24 protein-coding genes and 1 pseudogene are annotated in these 24,039 nt (G+C 67.2%); 20 read left to right on the top strand and 5 right to left on the bottom strand.

The annotated features are described in order from the left end of the window. Positions 1–420: pseudogene (locus tag A7X97_RS13800) on the bottom strand (MFS transporter); the annotation flags it as partial. Positions 421–495: 75 nt separating this feature from the next. Here A7X97_RS13800 and A7X97_RS13795 point away from each other — a divergent pair. The 15 genes from A7X97_RS13795 to map all read left to right on the top strand — a co-directional run bounded on the left by A7X97_RS13795 (position 496) and on the right by map (position 13,136). Continuing rightward, positions 496–945, top strand: a complete 450-nt coding sequence (locus A7X97_RS13795; protein WP_072166856.1) for a winged helix-turn-helix transcriptional regulator — start codon at positions 496–498, stop codon at positions 943–945. A 73-nt stretch (positions 946–1,018) separates the two neighbouring features. After that, positions 1,019–2,146, top strand: coding sequence for a metallophosphoesterase (locus A7X97_RS13790; RefSeq protein WP_072166857.1), 1,128 nt, complete (start codon positions 1,019–1,021; stop codon positions 2,144–2,146). Between the two features lie 132 nt (positions 2,147–2,278). After that, positions 2,279–2,962 carry a response regulator gene (locus A7X97_RS13785; protein ID WP_008265770.1) on the top strand — a complete coding sequence of 228 codons (684 nt, stop codon included), beginning with the start codon at positions 2,279–2,281 and terminating at the stop codon, positions 2,960–2,962. Then, positions 2,959–4,338, top strand: coding sequence for a sensor histidine kinase (locus A7X97_RS13780; protein ID WP_065186713.1), 1,380 nt, complete (start codon positions 2,959–2,961; stop codon positions 4,336–4,338). The genes A7X97_RS13785 and A7X97_RS13780 overlap by 4 nt, the downstream gene beginning before the upstream one ends. Positions 4,339–4,418: 80 nt before the next feature. Next, on the top strand, positions 4,419–5,255 hold the full coding sequence (locus A7X97_RS13775) for an alpha/beta hydrolase (protein ID WP_005415777.1): 837 nt from the start codon (positions 4,419–4,421) through the stop codon (positions 5,253–5,255). Position 5,256: 1 nt separating this feature from the next. Next, positions 5,257–5,616, top strand: a complete 360-nt coding sequence (locus A7X97_RS13770; RefSeq protein ID WP_021202495.1) for an EamA family transporter — start codon at positions 5,257–5,259, stop codon at positions 5,614–5,616. Next, positions 5,613–6,011: a DMT family transporter gene (locus tag A7X97_RS13765; protein WP_088496398.1), complete on the top strand. Its 399-nt coding sequence runs from the start codon at positions 5,613–5,615 to the stop codon at positions 6,009–6,011. The genes A7X97_RS13770 and A7X97_RS13765 overlap by 4 nt, the downstream gene beginning before the upstream one ends. A 10-nt stretch (positions 6,012–6,021) precedes the next feature. Continuing rightward, positions 6,022–7,224: a DegT/DnrJ/EryC1/StrS family aminotransferase gene (locus A7X97_RS13760; RefSeq protein ID WP_088496397.1), complete on the top strand. Its 1,203-nt coding sequence runs from the start codon at positions 6,022–6,024 to the stop codon at positions 7,222–7,224. Between the two features lie 174 nt (positions 7,225–7,398). Further along, positions 7,399–8,115: an MtnX-like HAD-IB family phosphatase gene (locus A7X97_RS13755; protein WP_061479536.1), complete on the top strand. Its 717-nt coding sequence runs from the start codon at positions 7,399–7,401 to the stop codon at positions 8,113–8,115. 64 nt (positions 8,116–8,179) lie between these two features. After that, positions 8,180–9,580 (top strand): aspartate aminotransferase family protein, encoded by a 1,401-nt coding sequence (locus A7X97_RS13750; RefSeq protein ID WP_061479537.1) that lies wholly within the window; start codon positions 8,180–8,182, stop codon positions 9,578–9,580. 28 nt (positions 9,581–9,608) lie between these two features. Next, entirely contained in the window at positions 9,609–10,673 is a 1,065-nt protein-coding gene (locus A7X97_RS13745; protein ID WP_111008065.1) for a GNAT family N-acetyltransferase, read from the top strand. 3 nt (positions 10,674–10,676) lie between these two features. After that, a complete protein-coding gene (locus A7X97_RS13740) occupies positions 10,677–11,561 on the top strand; it encodes an arginase family protein (protein WP_088496395.1) in 885 nt (294 codons plus the stop codon). A gap of 142 nt (positions 11,562–11,703) precedes the next feature. After that, positions 11,704–12,063 carry a bleomycin resistance protein gene (locus A7X97_RS13735; protein WP_072166862.1) on the top strand — a complete coding sequence of 120 codons (360 nt, stop codon included), beginning with the start codon at positions 11,704–11,706 and terminating at the stop codon, positions 12,061–12,063. 67 nt (positions 12,064–12,130) lie between these two features. Beyond that, positions 12,131–12,343, top strand: a complete 213-nt coding sequence (locus tag A7X97_RS13730; protein ID WP_005415768.1) for a ParD-like family protein — start codon at positions 12,131–12,133, stop codon at positions 12,341–12,343. A gap of 10 nt (positions 12,344–12,353) precedes the next feature. Next, positions 12,354–13,136 (top strand): type I methionyl aminopeptidase, encoded by a 783-nt coding sequence (gene map, locus A7X97_RS13725; protein ID WP_172412105.1) that lies wholly within the window; start codon positions 12,354–12,356, stop codon positions 13,134–13,136. Here the strand turns inward: map and A7X97_RS13720 are convergent. Beyond that, complete coding sequence (locus A7X97_RS13720) at positions 13,133–13,747, bottom strand: LysE/ArgO family amino acid transporter (RefSeq protein ID WP_065186715.1); 615 nt, start codon at positions 13,745–13,747, stop codon at positions 13,133–13,135. The two genes, map and A7X97_RS13720, sit on opposite strands and share 4 nt — an antisense overlap. Before the next feature lie 106 nt (positions 13,748–13,853). Here A7X97_RS13720 and A7X97_RS13715 point away from each other — a divergent pair, with 106 nt between their 5' ends. From A7X97_RS13715 to A7X97_RS13695, 5 genes are all read left to right on the top strand, one after another. Beyond that, positions 13,854–14,747: a LysR family transcriptional regulator ArgP gene (locus tag A7X97_RS13715; protein ID WP_053498160.1), complete on the top strand. Its 894-nt coding sequence runs from the start codon at positions 13,854–13,856 to the stop codon at positions 14,745–14,747. A 78-nt stretch (positions 14,748–14,825) separates the two neighbouring features. Further along, positions 14,826–16,232, top strand: a complete 1,407-nt coding sequence (locus A7X97_RS13710) for a TolC family protein (protein WP_072166864.1) — start codon at positions 14,826–14,828, stop codon at positions 16,230–16,232. Continuing rightward, positions 16,225–17,238, top strand: coding sequence for an HlyD family secretion protein (locus tag A7X97_RS13705; RefSeq protein WP_088496392.1), 1,014 nt, complete (start codon positions 16,225–16,227; stop codon positions 17,236–17,238). The genes A7X97_RS13710 and A7X97_RS13705 overlap by 8 nt, the downstream gene beginning before the upstream one ends. Further along, entirely contained in the window at positions 17,223–18,410 is a 1,188-nt protein-coding gene (locus tag A7X97_RS13700; protein WP_088496391.1) for an ABC transporter permease, read from the top strand. The genes A7X97_RS13705 and A7X97_RS13700 overlap by 16 nt, the downstream gene beginning before the upstream one ends. Next, positions 18,407–19,528: an ABC transporter permease gene (locus A7X97_RS13695; protein ID WP_111008064.1), complete on the top strand. Its 1,122-nt coding sequence runs from the start codon at positions 18,407–18,409 to the stop codon at positions 19,526–19,528. The genes A7X97_RS13700 and A7X97_RS13695 overlap by 4 nt, the downstream gene beginning before the upstream one ends. A 51-nt stretch (positions 19,529–19,579) precedes the next feature. Here A7X97_RS13695 and A7X97_RS13690 read toward each other — a convergent pair whose 3' ends face one another. From A7X97_RS13690 to A7X97_RS13680, 3 genes are all read right to left on the bottom strand, one after another. Continuing rightward, the gene (locus A7X97_RS13690; protein WP_181503444.1) at positions 19,580–21,094 is read right to left on the bottom strand and encodes a hypothetical protein; all 1,515 of its coding nucleotides are present in this window, start codon (positions 21,092–21,094) and stop codon (positions 19,580–19,582) included. A gap of 4 nt (positions 21,095–21,098) precedes the next feature. Continuing rightward, positions 21,099–21,467 (bottom strand): glycine zipper 2TM domain-containing protein, encoded by a 369-nt coding sequence (locus A7X97_RS13685; protein WP_111008063.1) that lies wholly within the window; start codon positions 21,465–21,467, stop codon positions 21,099–21,101. A gap of 168 nt (positions 21,468–21,635) precedes the next feature. Then, a complete protein-coding gene (locus A7X97_RS13680) occupies positions 21,636–23,858 on the bottom strand; it encodes a methyl-accepting chemotaxis protein (protein WP_111008066.1) in 2,223 nt (740 codons plus the stop codon). Between the last annotated feature and the right edge of the window lie 181 nt (positions 23,859–24,039).

The following is a 24,039-nucleotide window of genomic DNA, read 5'->3' as shown; positions in this document are numbered from 1 at the left end:
TACACGGCAGCGATGGCTCCGCCCGCGCTGCGCGGCCGGAGCCATCGCTGCCGTGTAGGCGATCAAGCCTTGGGTCAGCGCGGTGCCCAACAGCCCGGCCAGCAGCAGGCCCGACAACAGCCAACCGGCCGTGCGTGCCGCTGCCAGCCACAGCAGGGCCGCGACCAGTGCCGCCAGCTGCAGCCGCAGCAGGTGCCGCCGGTCACCGCGATCAGCCAGCGGCAGCAACCCGAGCAATGCCAGCACGCTGCCGGCCTGGGTCGCGGCCAGCACCGCGCCGGCAACCGCCCGCTCCAGCGCGAAGGCGTGTGCAAGCTGATCCAGCAGCGGCTGCGCGTAATAGACGTTGGCAACGCTGGCGCCGGCGGCAACCGCAAGCAGCACCAGCAGGGGGCGTGGAATCGGCATGGCATTCGTCATCTGGTTTCATATTGAAACCAGATGCAGGCTAGCTACTTTGGTTTTAAACTGCAACCACATAGGACGGAGACCGCCATGCACGCAGACAGCCCCTGCCCCGTTGCCCGCAGCGCCGACCTGCTCGGTGATCGCTGGGCACTGCTGGTGATCCGCGATGCCTTCGACGGCGTCAGCCGCTTCGGCGACTTCCAGCGCAGCCTGGGCGCCGCCCGCAACATCCTCAGCGATCGCCTGCGCAGGCTGGTCGAGGCCGGCATCCTGCAACTGCAACCGGCCTCCGACGGCTCGGCCTACCAGGAATACGTGCTCACCGCCGCGGGCCAGGCGCTGTTCCCGGTGCTGGTCGCGCTGCGCCAATGGGGTGAACGCCATCGCTTCGGTGCAGACGAAGCTCATTCGCAGCTGATCGAATCCAGCACGCGGCGACCGCTGCCGTACATGCAGCCGCGCGGGCGCGACGGTCGGCCCCTGCAGGCCGCCGCCACCCGTGTGCGCAAGCTCAGGGACGACGGGCACAGCGCCTGACCCGCCCATTCGCGCACACCGCGACCCGGTCGCGCCGGTTAGCATCGGATGTTTCCGCCGCCGGACAACGACGATGTCGCGCTATCGCTCTTCCCTGATGACCGCCCTGCTGCTGCCGTTGCTGGCCTGCAGCGCCGGAACCACGCAGGCCCGCGAGGTTGCCGCGCCCGCCGACCACGTGCAGGCCGATGGCCCCTATGTGTTCCGCCAGGGCGACCGGGTGCAGGCCAAGTGGATCTGCGCCGACAAGGTCGAATCGCGCACGCTTGCCTCCGGGGCAACAGGGACCGATATCGCACCGCGCTGCGGCTACGAACACACCGTGCATGTGGCTGCGCCGAATGCAGCCTCGGTCTCGGTGCTGCCGGCCACACCGCGCATCGTCGCGCTGTCCGACATTCACGGCCAGTACGGGTTGCTGGTGCGCCTGCTGCGTGCCCATCACGTGATCGACGCGCAGGATCGCTGGGCGCTGGGCAAGGACACGCTGGTCATCGCCGGCGACGTGTTCGACCGCGGCCCGCAGGTGACCGAGGCGTTCTGGCTGCTCTACGGCCTGCAGCAGCAGGCGGCCGCCGCCGGTGGCGCCGTGCACTTCGTGCTCGGCAACCACGAAACCATGGTGCTGTACGACGACCTGCGCTACGTCAACCCCAAGTACCTGCGCAGCGCCCAGCTGCTGGGCCGCAGCTACCCGCAGCTGTATGGCGCCGACTCGGTGATCGGGCAGTGGCTGCGCACCCGACCGGTACTGCTGAAGATCGGCGATACCCTGTTCCTGCACGGCGGCATCTCGCCCGAGGCGGTGCAGCTGGCGCTGGACCCGGCACGCACCAACGCGGCCTACCAGGCCTCGCTGGGCCTGCCCAAGGCCGAAGTGAAGGCCGACCCGGCCACCGCACCGCTGTATGACGGCAAGACCAGCCCGATCTGGTACCGCGGCTATTTCGATGGCCGCCTTGACACCGCGGGTGTGCAGGCCGTGCTCGACCGCCTGCAGCTCAAGCGCATCGTGGTCGGCCATACGTCGATGCCACACGTCAGCAGCTTCCACGGCGACCGCGTGATCGCCATCGACAGCAGCATCAAGAACGGCGAGAACGGCGAACTGCTGTTCATCGAGGAGGGCAAGCTCAGCCGTGGCCTGCTGGATGGCTCCCGGATGCCGCTGGCGCTGGGTGAGCCGGGGCTGCAGGACTGAATGGAGGGACAGCGTGACGGCGCCGGGAGGTGCCGGCGCGCTCCACCTTCACCCGGTTTGCGGCTACCCTTCGGCAGCCGAGAGGCCCGCCCCGTCCAGCCGGTGGGCCTGACCGTTACAGGAGCCCCGCGCATGCGCGTTCTGATTGCTGAAGACGACCCGGACATCGCCTCCGGCCTGTGCGCCTCGCTGCGCCGGCAGGGGCACGTGGTCGACCACGTCGACAACGGTGCGCACGCCGATGCAGCACTGGGCTCGACCCAGTATGCACTGCTGGTGCTGGACCTGGGGCTGCCGCAACTGGATGGCCGCGACGTGCTGCAACGACTGCGCCAGCGTGGCGATGGCCTGGCGGTGCTGGTGGTGACCGCGCGTGACGGCCTGGCCGAGCGGGTGCGCGTGCTCGACCTCGGTGCCGACGACTACCTGGTCAAGCCGTTCGCACTGGATGAATTCGAAGCCCGCGTGCGTGCACAGCTGCGGCGGGTCACCAGCAATGGCAATCCGGACCTGCGCATCGGCCGCTTGCGCCTGGACCTGGCCGGGCACCGTGTATGGATCGACGACCAATCACTTGAACTGACCGCACGCGAGTTCGGCCTGCTGTCGGCGCTGGCGGTGCGTGCAGAGCGCATCGTGTCACGCGCGCAACTGGTGGAAGCGCTGTGCGACTGGGGCCAGGACCTGACCGACAACGGCCTGGACATCGCCCTGCACCGCCTGCGCCGCAAGCTGCAGCCGGGCGGCATGGGCATCCGCACCGTGCGCGGGCTGGGCTACATGCTGGAAGATGCGCAGGACGACAGCGCCCCGTGATCAGTGGACCGCCCAGCCTGCGCCGGCGCCTGCTCGCCTTCCTGGCGTTGCCGATGCTGGGCCTTCTCACCTTCAATACGATCCTGGCCTATTACGTTGCGCTGGACTATTCCAACCGCATCCACGACCGCAACCTGATCGACGACACGCACTCGTTCGCGCAGATGCTGAGCACCATGCCGGTGACCAGCGACCTGTCTCCGCAGGCGCGCTTCCTGATCGAGTACGAACCCGACGGCCATCGCTATTTCAACGTCGACAGCAGCCGCCAGGGGACGCTCAGCGGCAATGCAGATTTCAGTGCCTACGCGCCTTCGCAGGAATGCACCGGCGTGGACCCCACCCTGTACGATGGCATTCTCAACGGCCAGCCGGTGCGCATGGCCACCGTCTGCACGCGTGCGATGAACGATCCGCAGGACCAGCTGGCGGTGACCGTGGCCGAAAGCATGGCCGAACGACGCCAGCGCGCGCGAGAGATCCTGATGATCATCATCCCGCTGATGACCATGCTGGCGCTGGGCACTGCCGCGCTGGTCTGGTTCGGGGTGACCCATGGCCTGCGCATCCTGACCCCGCTGAGGACCCGCCTGGCACAGCGCCGCGGCGAACTGGCGCCGATCTCCGACGCCGACGTGCCGGAGGAAATCCAGCCACTGATCAGCACCATCGACGATCTGTTTGCCCGCCAGGCGGAAATGATCACCCTGCAGAACCGTTTCATCGCCGACGCCGCGCACCAGCTGCGCTCGCCGTTGGCCGGCATGGCCCTGCACGTGGACCAGGCACTGGCGCATGGCGACCCGGACACGGTGCGCGAGGCACTGCAGCACATCCGCCGGCTCAACCAGCGCACCGCGCGGGTCAGCACCCAGCTGCTGGCGCTGAGCCGGGCCCAGACCGTGCCGGAGACGGTGGAGGCACTGGACCTGTGCGAACGGGTGCCGCAGTGGGTCGGTACACGCGTGCCTGAAGCGATCCGCGATGGCATCGATCTGGGTTACCGCGGCAGCCCCCAGCCGCTGCGCGTGCTCGGCAACGGTGCCCAGCTGCAGGAAGCACTGGACAACCTGATCGACAATGCGCTGCGCTATGCCGGCCGCGATGCGACCGTCACCGTCGGCGTGCACGCGCTGGATGACAATGACGTCGAACTGTACGTGGAGGACAACGGGCCCGGCGTACCCGAGGACGTGATGCCGCGGCTGGGTGAGCGCTTCTTCCGCGCCCCCGGCACCACCGCCAGCGGCACCGGCCTGGGCCTGGCCATCGCCCACGAGGCGGTGGAGCACTTCGGCGGGCGCCTGACCTTCCTCAACCGCCCCGGCGGCGGACTCAAGGTCGCCATCACACTGCCGCTGCTGAAGGCCCCCTGACCCGGACCGGGGCGCTGAAAGGCTGGCGAAAATCGCGGTTGCGATCCTGACCCTCCCCACTGCCGTCCCGGAGCCGCCAGGTGACCGACTCGCACGACTTCTTCCTCCCCGGTGGCCCGCAGGGCGTGCTGCTGGTTCACGGCCTGACCGGTACCCCGGCGGAAATGCGCATGCTGGGCAAAGGGCTGAACAACGCCGGCTTCACCGTACACGGCGTGCAGCTGCCCGGCCATTGTGGCACCGTGGATGACCTGCTGGCGACCACCTGGGAACAGTGGTACCAGGGCGTGGAAGATGCGGCGGCAAGCCTGCGCGGCAAGGTCGACCAGCTGTTCGTCGGTGGCCTGTCGATGGGCGCGGTGCTGTCGCTGGCACTTGCTGCTCGACGACCGGACTGGGTGTCCGGCGTCGGCGTGTATGGCGCCACGTTCCGCTACGACGGCTGGAACATACCCGCTGTCGCCCGCCTCTCGTTCCTGCTGCCGTGGTTCAAGCGCTTCAACATCGGCCGCGACCGCATGTTCATGGAAGAACCGCCGTACGGCCTGCGCGACGAGCGCCTGCGTGCGCAGGTCAGCGCCGCCATGCTGTCCGGCGACAGCGCGGCGGCAGGCCTTCCGGGCAATCCCTGGCACGCGCTGGCCGAGATGCGTGCGCTGAGCAACTGGACCCGCCGCCACCTGCACCAGGTCACCGCCCCGTGCCTGGTGATGCACGCGCGCGAAGACGACGTGGCCAGCATGGGCAATGCCGAACTGGTGATGTCGCGGGTCAGTGGCCCGAAGGAACTGGTGGTGCTGGAGGACAGCTACCACATGATCACGATCGACCGCGAACGCCGCGAGGTGATCCGCCGCAGCGCGCGCTTCTTCACCGGGATCGGTGAACGCAGCGGCGTCCTCAAGGCGGTGGCCTGAGATGGGGGCACTTGCCACGCTGCTGTGGCTGGCCAATGTCGTGCTCGATACCGGTGGCCAGCTCGCCTTCAAGGCCGCCGCCAGCGACCCGCAGGAGGGCGAGGGACTGCAGCGCTGGAAGCACATGCTCAGCCGCCCCTGGCTGTGGATCGGCATCGCCTGTTACGTGCTTGAGTTCGTCGCCTGGATCGCCTTCCTGTCACTGGTTCCGCTGTCCAAGGGCGTGCTGCTGGGCTCGATCAACATCGTGGCGCTGATGATCGCCGGCCGCATCCTGTTCCGCGAGAAGCTCACGCCATTGCGGGTGACCGGGATGCTGCTGGTCACAGCCGGCGTGGCGGTGGTGGGGGCCGGCTCATGAGGCGCCTGTATGTGATCGGTTTTCCGCTGCTGATGGCCTTCGACACGCTGGCCCAGCTGTGCTTCAAGTACGCCGGTGAGGCGGCCCTGCCGGTCGAGGCCAACACCGCCTGGCTGCTGCGCGTGCTGTCGCAACCATGGGTGTACGGCGCCGTCCTGGGCTACGTGGGTGCGTTCTTCACCTGGATGAGCCTGCTGCGGCATGCGCCGATCGGCCCCGCATTCGCTGCCTCGCACCTGGAAGTGATCAGCGTGCTGCTGCTGTCGGCGTGGCTGTTGAACGAGCCACTGACCCTGCACCACCTGGTAGGTGCGGTCCTGATCGTGGCCGGCATCGTCTGCCTCGGTCGCGCGGAAGCGGACGACCCGCACAGCCCCGCCGAAAGCACCTCGTGAGCGGGCTGCGATGAGCCTGTTCGCGCGCGAACTGCCACCGACCGCCGGCCTGCCGATGCAGGCCACCGACTTCCTTCCCGGTGGTGGTGACCTGCGCGGGATCCTGGCCAACCAGCTGGGCACGCCGCCGCTGCAGCTGACCTGTTCCGGCACGCACGCGCTGCTGATCGCCCTGCGCACCTTGCGCAAGCGCGCGCCCAGGCGCGACACGGTGATCATGCCGGCCTACACCTGTCCGCTGGTGCCGATCGCGGTGCACAGCCTCGGCCTGCGCGTGCAGCTGTGCGATACCCGGCGCGGCCACTTCGACTTCGATCCCGGCCAGCTCGAACGGTTGGCCGATGCGCGTACGTTGGCCATCCTGCCGACCCACCTCGGCGGTCGCATCGCCGATGTCGAACGGGCCTGCGACATCGCCCGCAGCGCCGGCGCCTGGGTCATCGAAGATGCCGCACAGGCGCTGGGCGCACGGGTGGGCAACAGCAGTGTCGGCCTGCGTGGCGACATCGGATTCTTCAGCCTGGCGGCCGGCAAGGGGCTGAGCCTGCACGAAGGCGGCCTGCTGGTCAGCCGCGATGACGAACTGCGCGCCGAACTGGCCGAGCATGCCGCCGAACACGTGCGCTTCAACCTGCGCTGGGAGCTGCTTCGCAGTGTGCAGCTGCTTGGCCTTGCCGCCTGCTATCGCCCCTCACTGCTGTCGCTGGTGTACGGCAATCCGCTGCGCAACGCACTGCAGCGTGGCGATCTGGAAGACGCGGTCGGTGATGTTTTCCCGCTGGACATACCGCAGCACCGGGTCAGCCGATGGCGCCAGAACATCGGTGCCCATGCCGCGCGGCGATTGCCGGCGTTCCTGCAGGCCGGGCGCCTGCGCGCACTGCAGTTGCGCGTGCAGCTGGCACAACTGCCGGCGGTGGAAGTGGTCGATGGCCTGGCCGGCACCGGCGGCACCTGGCCGATGCTGATGCTGCTGCTGCCCAGCCAGCGCGCGCGTGACGCCGCACTGGACACACTGTGGCCGCGCGGCCTCGGCGCCAGCCGTATGTTCATCCGTGCCCTGCCCGACTACGCCTATCTGCGTGGCATCGTGCCGCAGGAGGACGTGCCCAATGCACGTGACTTCGCCGCACGCATGCTCACCCTTGGCAACAGCGCCTGGCAGACCCGTGAGGAGACGGCCGAAATACTGCAGGTCCTGGCCCGTGTCTGACCCGCACATGCATGCGTGGCCTGCGCGCCGGGCATTCATCCATGCATCTTCCTGAACGCTTTCCCAGCCCGTAAAAAAAGCCTTTCAACAGGAAAGGAACGAGAAAGGCGGCCTGCCTACATTGAGCCTGCCCCGGCATCGTGCCGGACGCTTCTTTCATCGACGGACCTGCCCATGCGCTGGAGCATCCTGTGTGACTTCGACGGCACCATCAGCCTCGAAGATGTCATCGACTCGCTGCTGGAAAAGTACGGCCAGCCGGGCTGGCAGGAACTGGAAGACCAGTGGAAGGCGGGAAAGATCGGCTCGCGTGAATGCATGCAGGGCCAGGTGCGGCTGCTGAAGCTGGACCCGGCCACGCTCGATGCCCATCTGGACCAGGTGCAGATCGATCCGGGCTTCGCCGCCTTTGTCAGCCGTGCCGGACAGCTGGGCGTTCCGCTGCGCATCGTCAGTGACGGCCTGGACTATGCGATCCATCGCATTCTCGCCAACCACGGCCTGGCGCAGCTGCCGGTGGTGGCCAACCACCTGCGCTGGTGCGATGACCACTGGGAACTGGAATCGCCCTACCAGGCCGAAGGCTGCCGCAGTGGCACCTGCAAATGCACCTGCGCCGCGCAGGCGCGCGCCAACGAAGCACCGCGCGTGCTGATGATCGGCGACGGCAGTTCGGATTTCTGCGTATCCGAAGATGCCGACTTCGTGTTCGCCAAGCGCCGCCTGATCACCCATTGCACCCATGCCGGCATCGAGCATGCCGCCATCGACACCTTCCACGACGCAATCGCACTGCTGCCGCGCTTGCTCGATGGCAGCCTGCTGCAGCCACGTCGTCTCGACGCCAGCCCGCAGCCCGCCGCACTGCCCCTGCTGCTGGCCACCGCCTGAGCACTCCCTTCCAGGCGCGCTCCCCTGTTACCCCTTTCGAACGTCCTTCACGGAACCGAACTGCATGAACATTTTTGACAAGAACGCCGCCGCCGCTGCCTCCGATGCGCAGCTGCTGGCCGACGAAGCCCGCTACAGCTCCTTCGGCGATACCGTCCACTACGTCGATCCGCCTAAGATCTTCCAGCGCGGCGAAGGCAGCTACATGTTCGACGGCGCAGGCGTGCCCTACCTCGACCTGCAGATGTGGTACTCGGCGTGCAACTTCGGCTACAGCAACAAGCGCCTGAACGATGCACTGAAGGACCAGATCGACACCCTTCCGCAGGTCGCCAGCCAGTACCTGCACCCGACCCGCGTGCAGCTGGCCAAGACCATTGCCGTGGACATGCACGAGAAGTTCGGCCTCGACGGCCGCGTGCACTTCAACGTTGGCGGTGCGCAGGCCATTGAAGACTCGCTGAAGATCGTGCGCAACGCGCGTGGCGGCAAGAGCCTGATGTTCGCCTTCGAGGGCGGCTACCACGGCCGCACCCTGGGTGCGTCGTCGATCACCTCCAGCTACCGCTACCGCCGCCGCTACGGCCACTTCGGCGAGCGCGCGATGTTCATCCCGTTCCCGTACCCCTTCCGTCGCCCGAAGGGCATGACCCCGGACGAGTACTCCGACCACTGCGTGTGGCAGTTCGAGCGGCTGTTCGAAAGCGAGTACAACGGCGTGTGGGATCCCAAGGTCGGCCAGGCCGAGTACGCCGCGTTCTACGTCGAGCCGATCCAGGGCACCGGTGGCTACGTCATCCCGCCCCGCAACTTCTTCACCGGCCTCAAGCGCGTGCTGGACAAGTACGGCATCCTGATGGTCGTCGATGAAATCCAGATGGGCTTCTGGCGCACCGGCAAGCTGTGGTCGATCGAGCACTTCGGCGTGACCCCGGACGTGCTGGTGTTCGGCAAGGCGCTGACCAACGGCCTGAACCCGCTGTCGGGCCTGTGGGCGCGCGAAGAGCTGATCAACCCGACCGTGTTCCCGCCGGGCTCCACCCACTCCACCTTCAACTCCAACCCACTGGGCACCCGCCTGGGCCTGGAAGTGCTGAAGCTGGGCAAGGAAATGGATTACGAGCGCACCGTGCCGGAAAAGGGCGCGTACTTCCTCGACGGCCTGCGCGGCCTGCAGAAGCGCCACCCGGAAATCGGCGACGTCGACGGCCTGGGCCTGGCGCTGCGTGCGGAAATCTGCCAGGCCGACGGCTACACCCCGAACAAGGAGCTGCTGGACCGCATGGTCGACATCGGCCTGGCCGGTGACCTGCTGCACGACGGCAAGCGCATGGGTCTCGTGCTCGACGTGGGTGGCTGGTACAAGAACGTGATCACCTTCGCGCCGTCGCTGGACATCAGCTACGAAGAGATCGACCTGGCGATCACCCTGCTCGACCAGGCGCTGACCAAGGCCAAGGGCTGAGGTCGATGCGCTGCCGGTTCCCGTGCCGATGGAAATGACGTCACGCGCATCCAGCACCGCGCTGGAACCGGCCGCGCTGCTGGAGGGCTTCCTGGCCCACCCGCCGCTCGGATTCGAGGCAGGCCGCCTTCCCAGCGGCCTGCCGACCTTCCGTGCGCCGCTGGACCTGACCACCACGATGGATGACGAACTGCGCGGCAGGCTGCTCGGCCTGCCGCTGTCGCGCCTGTGGCGGCCGTGGATCACCTGGAAGACGCGCTTCGTCGGTGCCACCAGCACCGAGTACACCCCGCTGCCGGCACACGTTGCCCCGGAGGCGCTGGCCGAGGACGTGACGCGTCACGCGATCGGCGATGCCCGGCTGCTGGTGGTGAAGGACCTGGCGATCGATTCACCGCTGCTGGACGACGCCGCCAACGCACACAGCGGCGCCTTCCTGCAGGCGCTGCTGACACGCGGCTTCGTCGAACTGGAAGGCATGCCGCTGGCCTGGGTGGCGATCGATTTCGATTCGCTCGACGACTATCTCGGCCGCCTGTCATCGTCGCGCCGCAAGAACATCCGTCGCAAGCTCCGTTCGCGCGATGACCTGCAGATCGACTGCATCGCCACCGGCAACCCGGCCCTGGCCGACCCGCAACTGCAGACCGAACTGTACGCGCTGTACCTGGGCGTATACGCGCAGAGCGCGGTGCATTTCGACCAGCTCGACCTACCCTATTTCCAGTACCTGCTGGCCGACAGCCAGGGCCAGGGACGGATGTTCCTGTACCGCCACCAGGGCCGGTTGATCGGCTGGAATCTGTGCTACGTGCATGCCGGCAAGCTGGTGGACAAGTACATCGGCCTGGCGTACCCGCAGTCGCGCGAGCACAACCTGTACGCGGTCAGCTGGATGCACAACCTCGAGTACGCGCTGCAGCACGGCCTGAGCCACTACGTGGCCGGCTGGACCGACTCGCGGATCAAGGCCGAGCTGGGCGCCCGCTTCACCTCCACCCGGCACGCGATCCACGCACGCTCCCCGCTGCTGCGCGCCGCCCTGCGCAAGCTGGCCCCGCACCTGCAGGGCGAACCTGATGGAGGCGGTTGAACGATGCCGTTGCGTTCCCCGCTGATCCTGGACCTGGACGGTGGCGTGCTGCCGCTGCCACAGGCGCAGACCCTGGCTCTGCCGCAGTGGCACGATCCGCTGCGCTTCGCCTGCAGCAATGCCACCCTCGACCGTTTCGCCGCTGACGTGCTGGCACCACTGCCGGCCCAGCTCGGAACCGTCATGCTCGGCAGCGGCGACTTCCACCACCTCACCCTGCCACTGCTGCGCCGCATGCATGGGCAGGCCCCGTTCCAGCTGGTGGTGCTGGACAACCATCCGGACAACATGCGGTTCCCGCTCGGCATGCACTGCGGCTCGTGGGTGAACGCCGCCAGCAAGCTGCCGCAGATCTCGCACATCCATGTGCTCGGCATCACTTCCAGCGACATCGGCCTCGGTCATGCCTGGGAGAACCACTGGCGACCGCTGATGGGTGGATGCCTGACGTACTGGTGCATGGACGTGGACGTGGGCTGGGGCCACCGCCTCGGCATGGGCCGTGCGTTCCGACGCTTCGAGCACCCGGAAGCACTGGTCGCCGCGTTCGCCGCCGAGCAGGCCACATCCCCACAGCCGACCTACCTGTCGATCGACAAGGATGTATTCGCCGAGGACGTTGCGCGCAGCAACTGGGACCAGGGCCGCTTCCAGCTGGAACACGCACTGGTGGTGATCGAAGCACTGCGCGCCGGTGGCCTGGTCGGCAGTGACATCACCGGCGAAGTCTCGCTGGCGAACTACCAGAGCCGCTTCAAGCGCTGGTTGTCGTCGCTGGATGGCCAACCGGACATCAGCGCCGATGATCTTCCCGTCTGGCAGGCGCGTCACCAGCAGGTCAACCGCGAGCTGCTGGCGGCAATCGCCGCCGCACCGACGGCCTGCTGACCGCGTCGGCAATGCCGGCCGTTGGCCGGCGTGGCTTCGGTAGTGCCGGCCGCTGGCCGGCAACCTCGTTGTTCCCGGGCTCACAGGAATGCCGGCCAGCGGCCGGCACTACACTGGGCTCCTGTCCCCAAGAGCCGCCGCCATGCCCCAGACCGTCATCCCGCAACTGCGCATGCGCCACGCCGACACCACCCTGCCGTTCTACGTGCAGGGGCTGGGTTTCGTGGTCGACTGGGAACACCGCTTCGAGTCCGGCTTCCCGCTGTTCGCCCAACTCACCCGCGATGGCCAGACGATCTTCCTCACCGAGCACAGCGGTGACTGCGAGGTCGGCGGCGCGGTGTACTTCATCGTCGACGACGTCGACAGCCTGTACCGCGCCTTCAGCGCCGCCAACGTGCCGATCGAGCAGCCACCGCATGACACCGACTGGGGCAGCCGCGAAATGCTGCTGCGCGACCCCGACGGCAACCGCCTGCGCTTTGCCACCCACCTGGACTGAACAACGCGGGCTTGAGGAGGATATACGAAACATATACGCTTCGTATATTCCCACTCCAGGACCGCCGATGGGCATCGTCAACATCGATGACACCCTGCACGACCAGCTGCGCCGTGCCTGCACCGTCTCCAGCCGCTCGATCAACGCCCAGGCCAACTTCTGGATCCGGGTCGGCATGCTGTGCGAAATGAATCCCACGCTGAGCTTCCAGGACATCGTCGCCAGCGAACTGCGGGCTGCCGGCGTGCAGCCGCCGCTGCTGGCACCGGGACAGGTCTGAGCAGATGGCGATCATCAAGCGCCCCGACGAGATCGCGCTGATGGCCGAATCCGGGCGCCTGCTTGCGCAGGTGTTCGCCGCGCTCGACCGGCTGCCACTGCAGGGCCGCAGCACGATGGAGATCAACGATTTCGTCGAACGCATGATCGTTGACGAGCTGCAGGCGCGGCCGGCCAGCAAGGGCCAGTACGGCTTCCCGTACGTGCTCAACGCCTCGATCGACAACGTGATCTGCCACGGCGTACCCAGCACCACCGACGTGCTGCGTAACGGCCAGATCGTCAACCTCGACATCACCCTGGAGAAGAACGGCTACATCGCCGACTCCAGCACCACCTACCTGGTGGGCGAGGTCGACTACGCCGCGCGCAGGCTGGTGCGGACCGCCTACCAGGCGATGTGGAAAGGCATCGCTGCGGTGCGCCCCGGTGCACGCCTGGGCGACATCGGCCACGCCATCGCCCGCCACGCGCGCAGCCACGGCTACAGCGTGGTGAAGGAATACTGCGGCCATGGCATCGGCCAGGAAATGCACGAGGAACCGCAGATCCTGCACTACGGCCATCCCAACACCGGCAGGGTGCTGGAGGAGGGCATGGTGTTCACCATCGAGCCGATGCTCAACCAGGGCAAGCCGGCCATCCGCCAGCAGCCGGACCAATGGCCGGTCTACACCCGCGACGGCAAGCTGTCGGCGCAGTTCGAGCACACGGTGGCGGTCACCCGCAACGGTGTGCGCGTACTGACCCTGCGCCCCGGCGAAACGCCATTGTGCGCGGTGGATACGGCCTAGAGCGGACGCAACAGAAGCACTGTTGCCAGGCAGAACATGAAGATCGCGACGCCCCCATCCAGCACCCGCCAGGCGTCCGGCCTGCGGAACACCGGCTGCAACAGGCGCGCGCCATAGCCCAGCGTGCAGAACCAGGCCACGCTGGCGGCGCACGCACCGGCGGCGAACGCCCAGCGCAGGTCACCCGGGTAACGCGTGGACAGGCTGCCCAGCAGCACCACCGTATCCAGATAGACATGCGGGTTGAGCAGGGTGAACGCCAGGCAGGTCAGCAGCACCTGCCGTCCGCTGCCGCCCTGCGCCTCGGTGGCGGCCAGTACGCCACCACCGCGCCACGCACGCAGTCCCGCCTGCACGCCATACCAGAGCAGGAACGCCGCACCACCGAAGCGCAGCACCTGCAGCAGCAACGGCCACTGCAGCACCAGCGCGCCCATGCCACCGACGCCGGCCAGGATCAACGCGATGTCCGCGCCGGCGCAGGCCAGCACCACCCTGCCCACATGCCGCTGCTGCAGGCCCTGGCGCAGCACGAAGGCATTCTGTGCGCCGATGGCGATGATCAGGCCGGCACCTGCGAACAGGCCGGCGGCGGTAGCGGCGATCCACATCAGGACAGGCCAGGCAGCGAGGGGACACGCAGGGTGAGGCCAATGGCGATGTTTAGACAATCTGATTTTTCTTTATCCTGTGCAGGAAAACTGAAGGGGCACCGGCATGGATCTGGTACATCCACAATTGGCCGCATTCGCTGCGGTGCTGGAAGAAGGCAGCTTCGAGGCCGCGGCACGCCGCCTGTCGATCAGCCCATCAGCACTGTCGCAACGGATCAAGGCGCTGGAAGACAGGCTCGGGCAGGTCCTGGTGGTGCGCCAGGCACCCTGCCGACCGACCGCAGCGGGGGAAGCGCTGCTGCGCCGGGTACGCCCGATGCAGGCACTGGAAGCCGAGGCGCTGGCCGAGCTGCTACCCGAGCGTGGCAACGACGCTGCCCGTACGCCCATCCCCCTGGCGGTCAACGACGACTCGCTTGATACCTGGTTCGTGCCCGCCATCGCCGACCTGCACCAGCGCCATGGCTACCTGTTCGACCTGCGCATGGACGACCAGGACCACACCCTGCAGTTGCTGCGCGATGGCAGCGTGCTCGGCGCAGTGACCGCCGAAAGCCAGCCGGTGAAGGGCTGCAACGTGCACCCGCTCGGCGCCATGCGTTACCACGCGATCGCTTCGCCCGGCTTCGCCCGCCAGTACTTCAACGATGGCATGCAGGCCGCGGCCCTGGCGCGCGCACCGATGCTGGTGTTCAACCGCAAGGATGAACTGCAATGGCGTTTCGTGCGGCGCCTGACCCGCGCGCGACTGCAGCCGCCGCTACACTACCTGCCCTCTTCCACCGGTTTCGTCGAAGCCGCCGCGTGCGGACTCGGTTGGGGCATGGCCCCGGAAACCCTGGTCGCGCCCGCCGTGCGCGCCGGCCGCGTGGTGGTACTGGAACCCCGCCGCTGGCTGGATGTGCCGCTGTACTGGCAACATGCCGCCGTGCGCTCAAGCACGCTGCAGCACATCACCCAGGCGCTGCGCACTGCAGCCAGCGGCACCCTTCGTTGAGGACAATCGGATGACCGCAGACTCGGGCTTCACGCCGCGCGCACTACCGTTTGCGCACTTCTTTACCACTGGGACGGCATGGGCGTGATCGGCCGACGTACAAGGATGCACCGCGCGAAGGCCGCGCTGGCGCTGGTGCTGGCGACCTGCCTGCCAACCGCTGCGTCCGCGCAGAACAGCAACGACGCCCCCGCATTGGACTGGGAACAGGCACGCCAACGCCTGGAGCAGGTCTCCGATGCGCTGGCGGCCGCAGATGCAGCGGTACGCAACAAGCAGGACCTGCAGGACGCCACGCGCCTGCTGCGCCTGCCGGAGATCACCGGCGAAGTGCGCCGCCTGCAGTTCCAGAAGACCCTGACCCTGCCACTGGGTTCGCTGGCGCCCGTGGCTGAAGCCTTCGGTATCGATTCGCCGCTGTCGTTCACCGAGCGCGACTGGCGTACACGCCCGGTAGTGACCGCGGTGCTGCCGCTGTACACCGGCGGCGTGATCCCGGCCGCGCAACGTGCGGCCAGCGCCGCCCATGAGCAGGCCAACGCCGAGCGCGAGGCGCAGCGCCAATCATTGACCGTGCAGCTGGCTCAGGCCTACTTCGGCCAGCGCCTGGCCGAGCAGGCGGTGGACGTGCGCCGCGACGTGCGCGACGGCCTCAACCGCCACCTGTCCGATGCAGAAAAGCTGGAACGCGAGGGCTTTGCCACCCGCGCCCAGCGCCTGCAGGCCACCGTGGCCCGCGACAAGGCCGAGCGCGAATACCAGAAGACGGTGAACGATCTGGCTACGCTGAAGGCCGCGCTGGCCACGCTGCTGCGCAGTGGTGGCGAGGTGCAGCCGGTGTCGCCGCTGTTCGTGCAGCGCGTGCCGCTGGAACCGGTGACCAGCTTCGAGCGCACCGCGCAGGCGCGCCAGCCGCAGATCGCGCGCTTGCGCGCGATGGTTGCGCAGGCCGAACAGGGCGTGCGCGTGCAGCAGGCCAAGCTGAAGCCGCAGATCTTCGCCTTCGGCCAGTACGACTTCCGCCGCCGCGACGAAATGCTGACCGACCCGGACTGGGCGTTCGGCATCGGGCTGAAGTACACCTTCCTGTCGCCGAACTCGCGGCCGGCGCAGATCAGCGCCGCGCGTGCGCAGCAGGAGCAGGCCGAAGCGGGCCTGCGCGAGGCCGAGAACCAGGTCGCACTGGGCGTGCGCAAGGCCTGGAACGAACTTGAGACCGCGCGCCAGCAGTTCGTGCTGCTCGACAGCAGCATCGCCCAGGCACAGGAAAACCTGCGCCTGCAGGAGCTGGCATTCCGCGAAGGCCAGGCCACCTCGCTGGATGTGATCGATGCGCGGCTCGGCCTGGGCGGCGCCCGTGTCGAGCGCGCACAGGCCGCCTACCAATACGACATTGCGCTGGCACAGTTGCTGGAGATCAGTGGACAGATGGACCGTTTCGAAGAATTCCGGCGGCGTGCGGACGAGGTGATCGACCATGAGTGATGTGCTGCACGACGATGCGACGACGCCCCCCGGCAAGCGGCGGCTGGGACCGATCCTGCTGGTGGTCCTGCTGGTCGCGGTGGTGCTCGGCCTGTGGCTGGCCTGGCGCAGCCCGGCCGACCAGATCCAGGGCATGGCCGATGCGGACACGATCAACGTGGCCGCCAAGATCACCGCACGCGTGGCCCAGCTGAAGGTGCGCGAGGGCGATCGCGTGCAGCCCGGGCAGGTGCTGTTCCTGCTCGACAGCCCCGAAGTGGCTGCCAAGGAACAGCAGGCGCACGGCGCATTGGCGGCTGCGCAGGCGGTGGCCGACAAGGCCGACGAAGGCGCGCGCAGCGAAGACATCCGCGCCGCCGAAGCGAACTGGAAGCGCGCCGAAGCCGGCGCGACACTGGCCGAAGCCACCTACCGGCGCGTGCAGAACCTGTTCAACGAAGGGGTGATGACCCGGCAGAAGCGCGATGAAGCGCATGCCCAGGCCACCAGTTCGCGCGAACTGGCCCGCGCCGCCCGCGCGCAGTACGACATGGCATTGGCCGGCGCCCGCGAGCAGGACAAGCGTGCCGCGCAGGGCCAGGTACAGCAGGCGCAGGGCGCGGTGGCCGAGGTCAACGCCGCGCGAGCCGAAGTGGAAGGACGCGCGCCGGTGGCGGGCGAGATCAACAAGCGCATGGCCGACCCGGGCGAGCTGGTGCCAGCCGGCTATCCCGTGTTCACCCTGGTCGACATCGACCGCATGTGGGTGGCGATGAACCTGCGCGAATCGCAGATGCAGGGCCTGAAGGTCGGCAGCAAGCTGCAGGGCAGCGTGCCGGCGCTGGGCCTGGATGGCGAGTTCGAGGTCTACTTCATCAATCCGGCCGGCGACTACGCAACCTGGCGTACCACCCGCCAGTCGTCCGGCTATGACGTCCGCAGCTTCGAGGTGCGGGTGCGCCCGGTACGCCGCATCGAGGGCTTCCGCCCCGGCATGAGCGTGCTGTTCGCATGGCCCCAGCACTGAGCCCGGACCGCAACGGCTTCGCCGCTTCGTGGCGGCGCGAGCTGCAGTCGCTGCGCGGCAACCGTGCCGACCTGCTGCTGGTCACCGTGCTGCCACTGCTGATGCTGGTCGTGATGGCATGGATGTTCACGCCGTCGGTGATGCGCGATATCCCGATTGCTGTGGTCGACCTTGACCACAGCAGTGACAGCCGCCTGCTGCTGCGCATGCTCGACGCCAGTCCCGGCGTACGCGTCGCCAGCCAACCAGCGGACCTGGAGGAGGCACGATCGCAGCTGCGCAGCCTGGACGTGTTCGCCATCGTGCTGGTGCCGCGCGATGTCACCCGGCAGGCGCTGCGTGGGCGCCAGGGCACGGTGTTCGCCTATTACAACGCCACCTACATGACCACCGGCCAGTCGGCGTCGCGCGACATCGGCGACGCGGTTTCCGCATGGAACGCACGCCTGCTGCGCGAGCGCATCGGCCTGCAGGTTGGCCCGGGCAAGCTGCGCGCGGCGCCGATCGCGGTGCAGTCGGACATCCTCTACAACCCGGCGCGCAGCTACGAATTGTTCCTGCTGCCACTGATCTTCCCGGCGGTGCTGTCACTGGTACTGGCACTTGCGGTGGCCGGCAGCCTCGGCCGCGAGATCCGCGATGGCACCCTGCCCGCCTGGCTGGCTCGCACGCCGTGGTCGGCGATCGCCGGCAAGGTCGCGCCGTACCTCCTGCTGTTCTCGCTGTATGGCGCGCTCGGCATCGGCTACCTGGCCTGGCTGCGCGGCGATGGTGTGGCCGGCAGCGTGCTCCTGCTGCTGCTCGCACAGCCCCTGTTCTACCTGGCCACGGCCACCTACGCGTTGTTTTTCGTCGGCGTCACCCGCGACATGGGTACCGCACTGTCCGCGGTGGGTCTGAGCATCGGCACCGCACTGGCGTTTTCCAGTGCCACCTTCCCGGTGCTGGACGGGCCGTTGTTTACCCGCGTCTGGCACCAGCTGCTGCCATTGAGCGCCTACATCAAGCTGCAGACCCAGCAGCAGTTCATCGGCTCGCCGCTGCAGGTTTCGGCATGGCCGCTGGCTACGCTGCTGTTGATGACGGTGGTGGCCGGTGGCATCGGCGGCCTGCGCCTGATCGCCTTTGCACGCACGCCTGCCGCCGCACAATCCGCAGGGGCTGACGCATGAGCATGCTCTGGCGCAGCCTGCAGCAGACCCTGATGGCGGTGCTGTGCGACCGCTACGCGATCGTGGTGATGGTCGGTGCGGTGATCCTGTATTCGTTCTTCTATCCAGCCGCCTACCGGCACCAGGTGGCCGGCAACCTGCCGGTGCTGGTGGTGGACGAAGACCATAGCGCGACCAGCCGCGAGCTGCTGCGCAAGCTCGACGCACTGCGCGTTGCGCGCGTGGTCGGGCAACCGGCGGACGTCGACAGCGCACGCCAGCAGCTCGAAGCCGGCCACGCCGAAGGCATCGTCGTGATCCCGGCCAACCTGGAGCGCGACATCCTGCGCGGCCATCCGGCCAAGCTGGTATTGCTTGGCAACGGTGCCTACCTGGGCCGCGCCAGTTGGGTGCTGGGCAGCGTAGCTGATGCGCTGGGTGCGTTCGGGCGTGATGCGGTGGTCGGCCAGGCCGCCTTCATGGGTGCGCCGCAGGCACCGCCGGTCACCCTGGTGCAGCGCCCGCTGTACAACACGCAGGAAGGCTATGGCAGCGCCATCGTGCCCGGCGTGGCCGAGCTGATCGTGCACCAGACGCTGTTGATGGGCATCGGCGTTCTGCTCGGCGGCCGCCGCCTCGCACTGGGCCGGCGCCTGCGCTTCGACCTGCCGACGCTGGCCGGCATGGCGTTGGGCTTCGGCCTGATCGGCCTGTTCGGCCTGTTCTGGTACGCCGGTTTCACTGCCTGGGTGCAGGACTATCCGCGCGGCGGCAACCCGATGGGCCAGCTGCTGGGCGGCACCTTGTTCATCGCCACCACCGTGGTCTTCGGCCTGTTCGTCGGCAGCTTCTTCCGCACCCGCGAGCGCGCCTTCCAGTACATCATCGCCACCTCCATCCCGCTGTTTTTCCTGGCCAACCTGTCGTGGCCGGCGGTGATGACGCCGCAACCGCTGGTCTGGCTGGCACAGCTGCTGCCGACCACCTCGGGCATCAACCTGATGGTGCGCCTGAACCAGATGGACGCCCGCCTGGCCGACATCAGCCACGAACTGATCACCCTCACCGTCCTGCTGCTGCTCTACGGTAGCCTCGCCACCTGGCGCCTCCTCGCCAAAAAAGGGGACGGAGGGAATTAAGTCGTAAGCGGCCTGTTCAAGCGGCGCGGCATGGCCGCTTTGATCCATCGTTTATGGATCCGGGGCATACCAGAACGGGATGCGGAACGCGCGGCGCCGTCCGGCCCCCCGCTCGCCGCCTGCAGCATTCCACACCAGTTCCAGGTCATGGCGTCCGGGTGCGAGCCCCCGGGTAGGCAGGTACCCCACCAGGCCGCGCATATCCAGGTCACGCCGCTCCATGGGCACGAAGCCATGCAGGTCGACCGGGGCGCCGTCCAGCTTGACCTGCCAGAGCCGGGAAAGGCACTCCACTGCGGCATTGGCGGCCTGTTGCCCGGTGGCCTCATTGCGCGCGTCCGGAAGTGCGGTGCAATGCTGGCGCGCCAGCGGATTGTCGCGTTGCGGGCGATGCGGAATGAACAAACGAAGCTGCGCACCGCTGATCGTGTCCGACGGGATCATCGGGTACGGCAGCAGCTGGTCATGCGCCGAACGCATCGATTCGTAATGCGCACTCAGCATGCCGTGCTCAACCGCCGCTTCCGTGACGATCTGGTAACGGTTGAACAGCGAGAACTTCAACGACGCCATCACCTGCACGGCCGCCAGCAGCATCGCTACCAGCACCGCGAACAGGTAGGCCGCCATGAACGAACGCGAGCGCAGGTTGCTCTGCATGGTCAGCTGCATGGTCTGCATCAGGCGCAACAGCGGAACCCGTTGCAGTGCCGCCAGCATGCCCTGCAGCAGTCGCTGCGGTCGCTCATGGGGTTGCCCGCGCGCCTGCCGCCGCGCCACGATCTTCTCCAGGATCCCGGGGGTAACAGCCAGCGCCAACATTGCGGCCAGCACAGTGCACAGGGCGAGCATGGCGACATGATCGGCGCCGCCGGACAGCGCGCCGATCACCATCGACACACCAAGCGTCAGGACGGCCAATACCAGGGTGCCCGCCAATGTCTGTACGGCAAGCAGGGTGGTCGAGAACAGCATCGTCGCCAGCCGGTCGGCACGTTCGATGCTGCCATCGAGGCCTCCGTCCCGGGCCTGCAGGAAGGCGCGCGTGACCGCCCCCATTCTTGGCAGGCGGTCCCAGTCAATGCCATCGGGGAAATGCGACCTGAGGCCGATCAGCCCGATCCAGTAGCCGCGCACCGTGAGGTGGATGATCAAGGCCACTGCCAGCACATAGCACATGCCGACACTGATGCTGAAACCGAACCAGAGCATCTGGAAGTACATGCCTTCGGTGTGCAGGCTGCTGCGCGCCCAGGCGTCGAACAGATAACCCGGCACGGCCAGCAGCGCAAACGCCAGCAGGCCCGAAATGAAGAGCTCGAGTTCATCGGTGCGATCACGCACCCGATGGGGATGGGCAGTCGCTTCCGGTATCGGGTCATGCCTTGCGAGCGGTGCCGGTTGGGGAGCTGGAGCCGATTCGTTCACTGGACATTCATCCGTTGAGTCGGCGCAGTATAGGCACGACGCCGGAGTCAGCGATACAGGTCCGGAACGAAGAACGCCGGCGCGGGGCCGGCGTTCGAGTACTGCGATGTGCAAGGGGGGAACGGGCGCTGTCGGCAACCGATCAACGATAGACGCGCTCGCAACGGCGCTCGACCACGCGGTCGCCGTTCTTCTGCTGGCTGTTGCCCTGGATCTGGCGACCGGCCGCACCACCGGCCACGGCACCGGCCACGGTAGCGAGCTTCTTGCCATTGCCGCCGCCCACCTGGTTGCCCAGCAGGCCGCCGATCACTGCACCCGTGGCCGTACCCGCAATGCGGTTCGGATCGCGCGAGTTGCGCTGCACTTCCACGTTCTTGCAGACCACGCGGCTGCCGTCATTGAACTTGCGTCCCTCATCGCGCGGGCCATAGGTCTGCGCGCCGGCCACCGACGAAGCCGCCAGCAGGGTGCCCAGCACAAGCAATCGGGCCGAGGTCTTCATGGCCATCTCCTGAGTTCCGGTATGACGCAAGTTTCCTCCTGCGGTTGGCAACCGGAAGTGAAATGCGCGTGTCCGCCACCTCATCGGCCATCGCGCGTTCAGGAAGAAAGTTGCGCCCATCGCGATCAGCCATCGCAATGGGCGCCGTCTCCCTACCGGCATGCCACGTTCCAGCTAGAACTCTTCCCAACCACCGGCATTGGCCGCCAGTGTCGGCTCGATGCGCGGCGACAGTGCCGCCGGCCTGCGCACCGGAGTAACCGTCGCGGCCACCGCAGCCAGGGCCGGACGCACGGCTGCAACCGCGGTTGCCGCACCGGTGCGGAACACCGATACCGCCTCGGCCAGCAGGTTGGCCTGCTCCGCCATGGAGCGTGCCGCCGCGCTGGCTCCTTCCACCAGCGCCGCATTCTGCTGCGTGGTCTCGTCCATCTGCACCACCGCCTGGTTGACCTGTTCGATGCCCGAGCTCTGCTCCTGCGACGCGGCAGAGATCTCGGCCATGATGTCGGTCACGCGCTGCACCGACGCCACGATCTCGCCCATTGTGGTGCCTGCCTGGCGGACCAGCGCCGATCCATCGGCGACCTTGCCGACCGAATCCTCGATCAGGCCCTTGATCTCCTTGGCCGCACCGGCCGAGCGCTGTGCCAGCGTGCGCACCTCACTGGCCACCACCGCAAAGCCCCTGCCCTGCTCGCCGGCACGCGCGGCTTCCACCGCCGCGTTCAAGGCCAGGATGTTGGTCTGGAAGGCGATGCCGTCGATGACGCTGATGATCTCGGCGATCTTCTTCGACGAGGCTTCGATGGCCGACATCGTGGTGACCACCTGGCCGACCACCTCGCCGCCCTGTGACGCGACACTGTGCGCGCCGATGGCGAGCTGGTTGGCCTGGCGTGCGTGCTCGGCGTTCTGCTTCACGGTGGAGGTCAGTTCCTCCATCGACGCCGCCGTCTCTTCCAGGTTCGCCGCCTGCTGCTCGGTACGCCGCGACAGATCGGTGTTGCCCGAGGCAATCTCGCCCGCTGCCAGGTTGATGCTGGACGCACTGGACTGGATGCGGCCGACAATCTGCTTGAGCTGATCGACGGTGGCGTTGCAGTCATCGCGCATGCGGGCGAACACGCCGTGGAAATCACCTTGCATGCGTACGGTGAGGTCACCGCGCGAAATAGCCTGCAGCAGCGTCGACACCTGTACCAGGTTCTCGTCGGTGGTCTGCATCAGACGATTGAGCCCGGCCACCATGTCGCGGAAATCGTAGGCGAAGCGACCTTCGTCACCGCGCAGGCTGAAGTCGCCTGCCGCGGCCGCTGTCGCCAACCGGCGGATCTCGCTGTTGATCGCCGACAGGCTGGTCTTGGTCTCGTCCATTGCCTGGGTGATCGCCGCCTTCTCGCCCGGCAGCGGATCCATGTCCACCGACAGGTCGCCACGGGCGTAATGCTTCATCACTTCGATCAGCCGGTTCTGCACCTGCACGTGCGAGCCGACCAGCGCATTCGTCTCGTGCACCATGCGCCCGTAGTCGCCGGGGAAGGCACCTTCGTCCATGCGATAGCTGAGGCTGCCTGCATCGTGCTGACGGGCCAACTCGCCCTGCGCCGCCATCACCGACTGCAACTGCGCCTGCATGTGCTGCATCGACCTGAGCAGCTGCGTCACCTCATCGTTGCCGGACGCGTCGATGCTGTTGTCCAGCCGCCCGTTGGCGATGCCGTCGGCCAGCTTCACCGCACCTTCCAGCGGGCGGGTCAGGCTGCGGGTGATGGCCCACGCGGCCAGCGAGCCCAGTATCAGGCTCAGCACGCCGAACACGATCGACAGCGTGCCGGTCCAGGATTCGGTTGAACGGTATTCCTCGCGGCTGCGCGCGGTCAGTGTCTCCTGATGCCGCAGCAGGGTCGAGATCGTCTCGTTCCATGCGGTAGCCAGTCCGTGCTCGGCGAGCAGTTCCTTGGCCGCACCGTCAAAATCACCCGCCTTCATGCGCTCGTGCAGATGCTGGGTGGAGGCGTCTGTCGCCTTGCGTGCCGCGTCGATTTTCGCAACCAGGGCATCGCCGGTGGCGTCGCGTGGAATCTTGATGTACTTGGCCCAGATACCATCGTAGGTCTGCGACAGCTCCTGCGCTTTCTGATAATCCTTGTCGAAATCCTCGCCGCGCTTGATCACCATCAGCCTGCGGTGCATCAACACTGCGTTGTTGGTATCCAGCATCTCGTTCAACAGCCGCATCTTCACCATGTTGACGTCCACCACTTTCGAGAACTGGGCAGACTTCAGATGGTTTCCGTACAGCGCCAGGCCGACGATGGCCACGATGAACAGCAGCAGCAAACCGAACCCGGCACCCAGCCGGGATCCCACTCGGAGGTTGCGTAAGGCGAGCATCTCAATTCCCTTGATCATGGCCGTATGATCGATGGCGGCGCAGGCAAGGGAAACTTTATAGGGCGATATTATTATATCGATCCAAAACTCTGGAACTGTGCAGACAGGTGTGAAAGCGGGCGACCCACGAGGGCGTTATATCCAGAAGGCATATCGCCACGTGTACCGAGAATAGGATAAG

Origin of the sequence: Stenotrophomonas sepilia (assembly GCF_003244875.1) — a bacterium.
Lineage (GTDB): Bacteria > Pseudomonadota > Gammaproteobacteria > Xanthomonadales > Xanthomonadaceae > Stenotrophomonas > Stenotrophomonas sepilia.
The sequence above is the reverse complement of the archived record's forward strand: the minus strand, read 5'-3'. Positions and strand labels throughout refer to the sequence as shown.